Source organism: Acinetobacter sp. YH16051, from assembly GCF_013417135.1.
Taxonomy (GTDB): domain Bacteria; phylum Pseudomonadota; class Gammaproteobacteria; order Pseudomonadales; family Moraxellaceae; genus Acinetobacter; species Acinetobacter towneri.
The window spans coordinates 1-1,006 of the sequence record NZ_VPEN01000161.1 but is presented as its reverse complement, the minus strand read 5'-3'; the positions used below and the strand labels follow the sequence as shown (position 1 = coordinate 1,006).

Annotated in this window: 1 protein-coding gene and 1 pseudogene; both read left to right on the top strand. The window is 29.1% G+C overall.

The genetic code is table 11. The annotated features are described in order from the left end of the window. A pseudogene (locus tag FTV41_RS15070) lies at positions 1–219 on the top strand (hypothetical protein); the annotation flags it as partial. 232 nt (positions 220–451) lie between these two features. Continuing rightward, a complete protein-coding gene (locus tag FTV41_RS15165) occupies positions 452–982 on the top strand; it encodes a hypothetical protein (protein ID WP_180009689.1) in 531 nt (176 codons plus the stop codon). Positions 983–1,006: the final 24 nt, after the last annotated feature.

Sequence of the window (1,006 nt, the reverse complement as noted above, 5' to 3'; positions counted from 1 at the left end):
TTAGAACAGCCAAAACAAGAAAATACTAGTAAGCTAAATGAATCTACTAATCTAAATATAGCAACAGATCCTCGGCCAGAGATTGAGTCGAACTATGACGCATTGACTACTCTTGGTGAAGACAATAAGCGTATACCTATTCCTGAACACGTTGAACCGGAACCTAAAAAAAGGGGATTATTGGGCCGTTTAGCTCGGGCAGTTTTTACAGATGAGTAAGGTTTTATTGTTGTTTTTAGCTAAACAAAAGTGTGGAACATTGCTTGTTTATTGAGCGTGGAACATGAATAATCAATAAAAAGCCGTTCCAGTGCGCTGAACCCTGGAACGTCTTAGTATAAGTTTATGATTTATATCGAATAAAAAACAGCATTTCGTATAAGGTGTATTATGTTAATTTTAGATATTAAGAAATTAACATATAGTCATTAATTAGAGCTAAAATAATTATATGAAAAAATTTTCACTTTTTTTACTTTTAATAGGCTTCATAATTATTTTAGTTACTTTAATAAAATCAAATAAATATGATAATAAAAGTATAGATTTGAATACATGGCAAAAAATTGAAAAATTTCAAATTTTAAAAACACAAATATCTTGCTCAAGTTCACCTTGGCGAAAAGGTATAGACAGAACTGCTAAGATGAATGTTGAATACATGTATAAATATCATAACAAAATTTATTATCGTAATGCTCAAAATGTCTTAAGCATATATAGAATAACGTTATTAGAGTCATGTGACGATCTAAAAGTTAAATTAGAAAATGCCTGGCACCAGTATAATACGGATAAAGTTTTATCCGTTTATATATCTAGCATAGGTAATGAAAGTAAGTTTGTAATCAAAGAAAATCAATTCACATTTAGAAAATCTTTAATTGCTTTGATCTTGTTTGAAGCGCAAGGAGTCATACTAATATTAGTTATCATATTGATATTAACTTGCCTAATTACACTACTTAGAATTAGATATTGATTCTATTTTTTTTAGTGCATCCCC

What these genes read in the sequence shown, in the direction of transcription:
- FTV41_RS15165 (WP_180009689.1), top strand. Translation starts at nt 452, where the DNA reads ATGAAAAAATTTTCACTTTTTTTACTTTTAATAGGCTTCATAATTATT.